Raw genomic sequence first — 8461 nt, 5'->3', positions numbered from 1 at the left:
GCTCGGCGCACCATTAAAAAGGCCACTCGATTGAGTGGCCTTTTGTTTATTGGTTCAGAGTGCTTATAAGCGGTTGAGCGTTATAAACCTTGAACGCTCTTTGCGTTAGAAGCTATAAGCCTTACAGCCCATAGACATTGAACCCTATAAAACTTGTACGCTATAGACCTTGCACGTACTGAGCATTAGTTCGAACTTCAACCATCTGCTCTAGGTTCTGTTGTGAACCTTCAACGCCGTTCAGTAGCGCTTCGAAATGCTTGATAAGCTCAACTTTGTCTTTCACTTCTTTAGAACCTGCACCGATGTTGGTTAGGTCAATGAAGAACTCGTCGAACAGACCAGAGAAGTCAGTTACTGCGTCGTGGTTCAAGAACTGCTCGTGGTTGTAAATGCTTGGGTAGCCACCCTTCTGTTTATCAACCGCAAAAGAGATGCCTTTCACGTTGGTAATCGTGGTCGCTTTCTCACACTTCAACATACAACCTGCTTCGATGCTTGGCTTGTTACAACCCACGGTTCTTTGGAAGAAACACTGACGGCTGGTCATCATCAAGATTGGGTGGTAAATGCTGTAGAACAGTTTGAAGTTCTCTGGGCGACGAATATGACGAATCTGACCTTTGTTGATCTCGTTCGAAATGAATGCGCCTGCACAGTTCAGCTCTTCTTTCAGAGTAACCAGTGCGTGAGAGTTGGTCGTGTTCATGAACGGGCCTGCAACCCACTCAATACCCATCTCGTAAGCTTTGTAAGCAATACCCGTGTTGTTGGTTACGATGCGAGCTGGCTTGATCTCTTCAAGAATACGAACCGCTTCGTCGTAATCTTTACCGATCAATACCGCTGGGAACCAAGGAATCAAACGTGGGTTTGCTGCCAAGATGTCGATGTACTTGTTACAACGCTTCTTGAAGCTTTCTGGAAGTTTGAAGTAAACATCCGCGTCAGTCACGTCACACAGGTGTAAGTCTTCTACATCGGCGATAAGCATCGACATAGTCGGCTTCTCGTTCACTTTAGGGTGCTGAGGCAGTGCTGGCACTTCAACGTGCTTAATCACTTCCACAGAGCCGTTCAGAATGAAGTCGATCTCGTCTTTTAGGTCTGAAACTTCTTTTAGAGGAATCAACAAGCCTGCATCCACTTCACTGAAGTCGTGGCTTTCTAGCGTGTGAACTGCACTCTTCACGTTTTTGAAGCGCTTCTCAAGTAGCTCTTGAGTAATCGCCTTCTCTTCAACCGCTTTCAATAGCGATTTAGATTGAAGAGTAAAGTTCTCTTTTGGCGTGTTCACAGTCACCGTAAATGGTTGACCCACTTTTGCGCTGAACGACAGTGCTACTGGTGTCTTGCGAATATCAAGGAACTCGATCTTGTCACGCATTTCGTTACCAAGAACGTCTTTCGCTTGGTGAAGTTCGTTGGTCACTTCTTGAATCTGTACAACTGAGATTTCGTTGTTCTGCTCCGTCGCTTTTTCAACAGCGTAGTTCATGCTGTTGTCGCGCGGGTTATCGATGAACATGTCTTTCGTTAGGTTGCCCTTTAGGAAAGAGTTGGTGAAATCACGGTTGAATACTTTGTGTAGGTTCGAATCGTCTTCGATCAACAAACCACTTTCTACAAAGCTATCAATCTGTTTACGCCATGTGTCTACCACAGTGTAAACGTAGTGTGCGCCTTTAATACGGCCTTCTACTTTCAATGAGTCGACTTTCGCATCAACCAATTCAGGTAGGTCGTAGTAAGCTGAGTTATCTTTCAGGTTAAGTGGGAACTTGTTGCCCGCGTTGGTGATTTCGTACTCATCACGACACGCTTGGCTACAACGACCACGGTTACCTGAGTTACCCACACTTACTGAGCTTGAGTAACATTGACCAGAGAATGCGATACACAGAGCGCCGTGTACGAACACTTCGGTTAATACGTCGTGATCGTGTGCCACTTCCGTCAGCATCTTGATTTCAAGCAGGTTCAACTCACGAGACAAGTTAACGCGCGTCGCGCCAATCTTAGACAAGAACTTAATCTGACCTTCGTTGTGCGTAGTTAACTGAGTCGACGCGTGAACGTCTAACGATGGGAAATGCTTCTTAACCAGGTTGAATAAACCCAAGTCTTGAACAATGATGCCGTCCACTTTGGTGTTCACAAGCTGGTTCAGCAGTTTGGTGATGCTCTTAGTCTCGTGCTCCAGTAGCACAACGTTAAGAGTCAGGAACACTTCACAGCCGTATTCATGAGCAAGGCGAATCACACCATTCAATTCGTCTAACGACAGGTTAGAGGCTCTGTTACGAGCGTTGAATGTGTCTAAACCACAATAAACTGCATTAGCACCCGCTACGATGGCGGCTTTTATCGCTTCTACATCGCCACCTGGGGCTAATAACTCAATTTTTCTGCTCATTTTTGAAGTCGCTCACTTACTTATAATTTTTAAGCCGCGTATTCTACCCACATCACGATCTCTTTACCACCGTACAACACTTTTCAAACTAAATGACCTCAATAATGCCGAACGAATCCGATCTACCTATCCTTTATTCTTTACGCCGTTGCCCTTATGCAATGCGCGGACGAATGGGCATCGCACTATCACAGCAAAAAGTGTTACTTCGAGAAATCGTTACCAAAGACAAGCCTAGCGAACTATTGGCCAGTTCGCCAAAAGGAACAGTGCCTGTATTGGTGTTACCCAATGGACAAGTCATTGAACAGAGCTTGGATGTGATGAACTGGTCACTTCAACAAAACGATCCTCAAGATCTTCTGCGTTCAAGCAATCCAACGCTTAGCGAACAAGTTCAGCAGCTCATTAAAACCAACGATGAAGAATTTATTGGTCACTTAGAAAGGTATCGTGCATCGGTTCGTTACCGAAACATCGATGTTGAACAACGCCGACAAGCCTGCGAAACCTTCATTAAGCAGTTAGAAGTGCGACTTACCGATCAGCCCTACTTTTTTGGAGAAAGCCCAAGCTTGGCCGATTTTGCGGTGATGCCTTTCGTCAGTCAGTTTGTGCGAGTCGAAAAGAAGTGGTTTGTGAAATCGGAATATCAAAACGTAGGACGTTGGTTAAGAGCGCACCTTGAAAGTAAGCTCTACACCCAAGTCATGAAGCAATACCCTTTGTGGAATGAAACCAAGCAAGATTGTCTTTTTGGTGGATAATGGTAATTCAAGGATAGAGAAAGCGTAGTAATCAAGATAAGTACGTGACACTGTATCTTCTTTGTAATGAGCAGATATTCAAAGGCTTAACTGGGTTTCCGTTGTCTCTTTACCGGTAACTACTGTCTCTTAACTGGCAAACACAGTCTAAGCTAAGCCTTTTGTTCATTTTAACCTGATCACTGAATCGCTATCGAAATCTCGACTTCAGTTTCACCTTTGTATAGTTCAAAATCTGTCGTGTAAGTTCTCACATGTGGGCAGTCAGCAGCGCTGAAATACGCCCACACTTCACCCCATAGATCGATGACTGCTTGAGGAAGTTCACCTTCAGCAGAAAACGTCAGATATTTGCCTGCTTCAATCTTGGTTTCAATAAGATTATTTAAGTCTTGATCCGTTAACGCATTAGCACACGCGATAACATCAAACTCACCCGTAAAATCAGACTCGTAATTAGTGTAGACACCGTACACTTTTGAATCCGGCGTCAGTTTGGGAAAAGCCTGATCAAAAAAGCCCTGCCACAATTGACCTATCTTCGCTTTAGTTGGGTCAACCTCATCCTGATTAGTGGTTCTTACTGAAAACCCATACGCCTTTACGGCTTCAATCGTTTCTACTTTCATTCGTTCTATTCCTAAGCCAATTGACGATCTAACTGTATTGAATCCAATGTTTTATAAGATAACGATGCTAATCTTGTATCTCTTTATGGCCACATTTTTCACAGACAAGGTGACGAGAAAACTCATCCATTGACGCGACAAACGGGCCAAGGAACCAACCTTTTATCATGCCTGCCCAAAACTCACTTCGCTTTTGGTTAGGTTTGTCTGCAAACGCACTCGTCTTTCTGACCAACACAACAACATGTTGTGTCTCTTCTCTGCACGCGGTGCAATAGCATTGTTCTATGGTGCTATTCATTTGAAAGCCTATGACGTTTTGAATGAAACATGCTGAAAGTGAGGGTTGTCGACACAAACTTCTAGTGTGGAAAGGTCTGTGAGTACGACAAGTTGTTCTACACCTTGAATACTGACCTTAATGCACTCTTCACGGCTATCATTGCGTTGAGTATCTAATCCGACACATTCAATCTGCTCGCCAGATTTCAGCGTTAATTTGATTGGGTATCGGTGCATACACACAATCTCAATATAATCGTAATCGTTGCAACTAATCATAATACCCTTCCAATTCATCCACCACGCTAATGCGACATGCCATACTATTCAATATCTTTACAATCAATAAGTTACTCGTATCACAATCGCATTGCCATAATCAGAACATTGAGTAATTTGTTAAATTTAATCTCGTTCTCACCATTCACATTTCATCTGTGAACGACAATTTAAGGCTTCAAGAATCCTTTCCAATAATGGTACAAACCACCAATGTCTGAAGAACACATTAGCGACATTGCGCCTTTGATTTGTTCTTCGCTCCATTCCCACCATTTCATTTCTAGCAACTGAGCGATTTCAGTCTCATTGAAACGATAACGGATATGGCGTGCTGGGTTTGAACCGACAATCGAGTATGGCGCGACATCTTTAGTCACAACCGCTCGACTTGCGATGATGGCTCCGTCACCAACCTTAACACCACTCATGATCATGGCTTCTGTACCAATCCACACATCGTTACCAATCACGGTATCACCAGAGCGTTCAAAGCCGTCTATCGCACCTTCAAACTTCTCATCGTCTTGATAGAAAAACGGGAAGGTACTCACCCACTGGTTTTGGTGGCCTTGGTTGCCCGCCATCATAAACACGGCGCCAGAACCAATCGAGCAGTAGCTGCCAATGATCAGCTTATCGATGTCGGTTCTATCCGGTAATAGGTAACGCGCACAGTCATCAAAGCTGTGGTTATGGTAGTAACCCGAGTAATAGCTGTGCTCGCCCACGATGATGTTCGGGTTGGTCACTTGTTCTTTGAGTGACTTTCCAACAAACGGGCTTTCAAAATAGTTTTTCATGGTTGTACTCTTAGTTTCGTTCTTTTAGTTAGGTACTTTTGTTGCGTGTTGATGGTTGTAACTTGTTTATATTAGTGTAAAGGCAAACGTGCCCTATCGACCGCCTGCAATATCAATAAACGAGCCGGTGACATACGAAGCTTCGTCTGATAATAACCACGCGATAGAGTTCGCGACTTCTTCTGGTGTGCCACCTCGTTGTAACGGTAACTGCGAAGCTAGTCTGTCTACGCGATCTGGCTCTCCGCCGTCTGCATGCATCTCAGTATAAATACAACCTGGCCTTACGCCATTCACTCGGATATTGCGTGAAGCTAATTCAAGCGATAAGCCTTTGGTGAGTGAATCCATCGCACCTTTCGATGCTGCGTAATCCACATACTCAAACGGTGCGCCAGTACGAGAAGCGGTAGACGATACATTCACAATCGAACCCGCGCCATCGGCTTGTTTGATAAAGGCTTTACTGCACAGAAAGCAGCTTGATACGTTGGATTTCATCACCTTTTCAAAGCGATCCAATTCAATATCAACCAATGGTGACTGGGTAAACAAGATCCCGGCATTATTGACCAAGTGCGTCACTGGACCTAGCTTATTACGAGCAATCTCAAATAAAGATTTCACATCCGATTCAACAGACACATCCGCACGCACGCTTATCGCGGTTCCGCCTTGTTCACGAATCTCGTCTACTAGATCTTCAGCTCGCGACTCATTGTGTATGAAGTTAACGCATACAGCATAGCCTTTACTGGCCAACAATTTAGACGTTGCTGCGCCAATGCCTCGGCTTCCGCCGGTTACAACCACTACCTTGCTCAATGAAACCTCCTAATGTTTACTTATTCTGTGCAACCTGATTGTTCGTGACAAACTGATCGTATCGATACAAACTAATTGTTCGATACGATCTGAACCCACTGCGATCGCCACGCCGGCGCTTCGAATGGGTCTGGCCAAAACTCAGTTTGCTTTTGAATTAAACCGTCAACCACCGTGTGAAAGGTGATCACTCGGCCTTTCAACACACTGTCAGTGACCGAAACGTCCGTGACTACCGTATTACCTTCACAGACAATCGAATTGAGCGTGAATTCCCAAACACCATTGGCTGGGTATTCAGTATTGATTGCAGTGAAGTTGTCGCGCCCTAACGTCAATTCAGACGACTGCGGCCAATAGCCTTCAAAATCTGCGGTTAGCCATTCACCTGCCTTTGCAAAATCATTACTGCGCATTGCATCCCAAAATCCCAATACCACTTGTTTTGGTGTCATTATTCTTCCTTAAAGTTATTTACGTGTGGTGATTTTTAAATGTCTGCTTCGTTATGCGTACTTGCTAATGATCGTTAAAAGATCATCGACACTGTTAGCAATGTAATCGGGCTTGGTTTGCCAATTTTCAGGTTTCGATCGGCTATAACCTGCTGCAACGGCAATCACTTTTGCGTTTTTACCCAGCGCGGCTTCAATATTGCGAGCAAACTGTGTGTCCGCTTCATGGTCACCGATGTACATCAAACAAAGCTCGTTAGTCGGATCGGCGCCAAATATGTTCTCGACACATTTCACACCACCAAATGGATGGGTTTTTTGGTTACCGTTCGAGACATCGTCATAGCCCACGACCGATTTAAACAAATCACCAATGCCATAACTGTCGAGCACACCACGAATATTCAATTGAGAGTTTTGAGAGCAGATCCCATGAGGAAGATGAGCAAACTGATTAACCACGGTTTCCATTCCTTCAAACAAGGCAACGGCTGTTTGGTTTTTCTCTTGATGCTCTTCCCACATTCCACCAGCTATCAACATTTCGTCATGGGATAAGCCGTAATAGTCGACATATAAGGCTTGCCAGTTTTTAGCCCCGTGGTTGGCTTCATGATAAAGCGCTTCGCTAAGCAAATATTTAGGTAAGTTGTCGCCTGACAAGTGTGGCGCGACTAAAGAGATAATATCTTTTGTGATTGCGATATTCTTTGGAACGGAATTGACTATGGTTCCATCGTAATCCCACAGGATGGCATCTAACTTCATACACTATCTCTTTGTTTCGATTAGTAATTTGAATTTATCATTCATAAGCCTATTTAGGGCAATTTTATTGTCTTGAATTTCGAAATTTGTCTAATAGGAACAGAGCTAGAGAACAAATCGTTGCTAGAAAACAAAAACCAAACAGCCTTTGCTCACATCACTGCTTTATCAATTGCAATATATGCGTATAATCCCCGCTCCATTGCGCTATCGCCGTTAAAAATAGCGCCATTCAACATTTTTAATGAGTACCCAATGTCGAAACTATTTTTCAAAGGCCGTATCGAAACAAGACAGAACCACGTTCTTGCTGGCTACAACGTAAACCGCGATGTAAAAGCGGGTACTGAAGAATCTCCAATCGCAGTAATGGTTCAAACTGAAGCGCGCAAAGCAGAAGTTGAAGCACTAGCCGCTGAAAATACTATCTTCGTTACCGTTACAGTCGACGCAGACAAAGAAGAGAACACCATCGAGCTTGATACTCTACTGAACAAGCCAAAAACGATGACGTTTGAAAAGACCCCTAACCGTAACGACCCATGTTCTTGCGGCAGCGGTAAGAAATACAAGAAGTGTTGCGCATAAGCGCTTTGACTTGAAGAATTTAAAAACGGACCGGTAGCAATATCGGTCCGTTTTTTTATACGCTAAGGAAGCTTATTCAGCGTAAGACAAACAATTAAGCGTCAGACAAACTAAAGCCACTAAACTTGGCGAAATTAGGCGTCGCCTTACTGCCACTGAACGTATAAAGCATCACACCCTGTTCACTGCCTACTAACGAATCAAACGTGATCACTTCCTGCCATTGTTGTTTTCCTAAAGGGCGGAAATGAGCGCTGACTTTTCCGCCTTGCTTGACGAGCTTAACCGACACACTAGATTCACTAAACAACAGACGTTCCTTGATCTGTGGCTGACCATTTTGTTCTACAACGAACACCAATGAACGCTCGCCCATGAACATCTCTTTGCTCACTTTAATGTAGTTGTCGTTATCCCAGTAAATACCTAAGCCGGCTTGTTCAAATGAACGGTTTGGATCTAATTGAACCGTCACTTCTGTGCTGTAATCCGAGCTAGATACTGGATGAATGAAGATATTATCAACATCAGCTGAACCCGCACCAAAGATATTGCCCTCTTGCACTTGCATCGTCAGCACACCGTTGTCCAAAGACCAGTGTTCAGGATTTTCATTTCTGATTTGCCAGTTAACGAGGTTATTCATGTT

At 44.1% G+C, this 8461-nt stretch carries 11 protein-coding genes; 2 read left to right on the top strand and 9 right to left on the bottom strand.

Annotated elements, in window-relative coordinates; translation table 11 throughout:
• Nucleotides 1-160: 160 nt before the first annotated feature.
• The gene (locus tag AB4209_RS11345; RefSeq protein ID WP_017070692.1) at nt 161-2416 is read right to left on the bottom strand and encodes a peptidase U32 family protein; all 2256 of its coding nucleotides are present in this window, start codon (nt 2414-2416) and stop codon (nt 161-163) included.
• A 173-nt stretch (nt 2417-2589) separates the two neighbouring features.
• On the opposite strand from AB4209_RS11345, the gene AB4209_RS11340 reads away from it, so the two are divergent.
• Nucleotides 2590-3183, top strand: coding sequence for a glutathione S-transferase (locus tag AB4209_RS11340; RefSeq protein WP_372052425.1), 594 nt, complete (start codon nt 2590-2592; stop codon nt 3181-3183).
• Between the two features lie 179 nt (nt 3184-3362).
• Here the strand turns inward: AB4209_RS11340 and AB4209_RS11335 are convergent, their stop codons facing one another.
• The 7 genes from AB4209_RS11335 to AB4209_RS11305 all read right to left on the bottom strand — a co-directional run bounded on the left by AB4209_RS11335 (nt 3363) and on the right by AB4209_RS11305 (nt 7224).
• On the bottom strand, nt 3363-3812 hold the full coding sequence (locus AB4209_RS11335) for a GyrI-like domain-containing protein (RefSeq protein ID WP_136982719.1): 450 nt from the start codon (nt 3810-3812) through the stop codon (nt 3363-3365).
• Nucleotides 3813-3879: 67 nt separating this feature from the next.
• Nucleotides 3880-4113, bottom strand: a complete 234-nt coding sequence (locus AB4209_RS11330) for a hypothetical protein (protein WP_371722212.1) — start codon at nt 4111-4113, stop codon at nt 3880-3882.
• Nucleotides 4114-4121: 8 nt separating this feature from the next.
• Complete coding sequence (locus AB4209_RS11325; protein WP_372055904.1) at nt 4122-4373, bottom strand: Rho-binding antiterminator; 252 nt, start codon at nt 4371-4373, stop codon at nt 4122-4124.
• Between the two features lie 170 nt (nt 4374-4543).
• Nucleotides 4544-5176: a type B chloramphenicol O-acetyltransferase gene (gene catB / locus AB4209_RS11320; RefSeq protein WP_017063920.1), complete on the bottom strand. Its 633-nt coding sequence runs from the start codon at nt 5174-5176 to the stop codon at nt 4544-4546.
• A 93-nt stretch (nt 5177-5269) separates the two neighbouring features.
• Nucleotides 5270-6001 carry a glucose 1-dehydrogenase gene (locus AB4209_RS11315; protein ID WP_372055902.1) on the bottom strand — a complete coding sequence of 244 codons (732 nt, stop codon included), beginning with the start codon at nt 5999-6001 and terminating at the stop codon, nt 5270-5272.
• Nucleotides 6002-6072: 71 nt separating this feature from the next.
• A complete protein-coding gene (locus AB4209_RS11310; protein WP_372055900.1) occupies nt 6073-6456 on the bottom strand; it encodes a nuclear transport factor 2 family protein in 384 nt (127 codons plus the stop codon).
• A gap of 51 nt (nt 6457-6507) precedes the next feature.
• On the bottom strand, nt 6508-7224 hold the full coding sequence (locus AB4209_RS11305; RefSeq protein WP_372055898.1) for an HAD family hydrolase: 717 nt from the start codon (nt 7222-7224) through the stop codon (nt 6508-6510).
• Nucleotides 7225-7479: 255 nt separating this feature from the next.
• Between AB4209_RS11305 and AB4209_RS11300 the strand changes: the two genes are divergently transcribed.
• Nucleotides 7480-7812, top strand: coding sequence for a PBPRA1643 family SWIM/SEC-C metal-binding motif protein (locus AB4209_RS11300; protein WP_017068336.1), 333 nt, complete (start codon nt 7480-7482; stop codon nt 7810-7812).
• Between the two features lie 94 nt (nt 7813-7906).
• Here AB4209_RS11300 and AB4209_RS11295 read toward each other — a convergent pair whose 3' ends face one another.
• Nucleotides 7907-8458 carry a DUF1349 domain-containing protein gene (locus AB4209_RS11295; protein ID WP_372055896.1) on the bottom strand — a complete coding sequence of 184 codons (552 nt, stop codon included), beginning with the start codon at nt 8456-8458 and terminating at the stop codon, nt 7907-7909.
• Nucleotides 8459-8461: the final 3 nt, after the last annotated feature.

Source organism: Vibrio sp. 10N.286.48.C11 (assembly GCF_041469805.1).
Taxonomy (GTDB): Bacteria; Pseudomonadota; Gammaproteobacteria; order Enterobacterales; family Vibrionaceae; genus Vibrio; species Vibrio crassostreae_C.
This window is presented reverse-complemented; position numbering and strand designations above follow the sequence as displayed.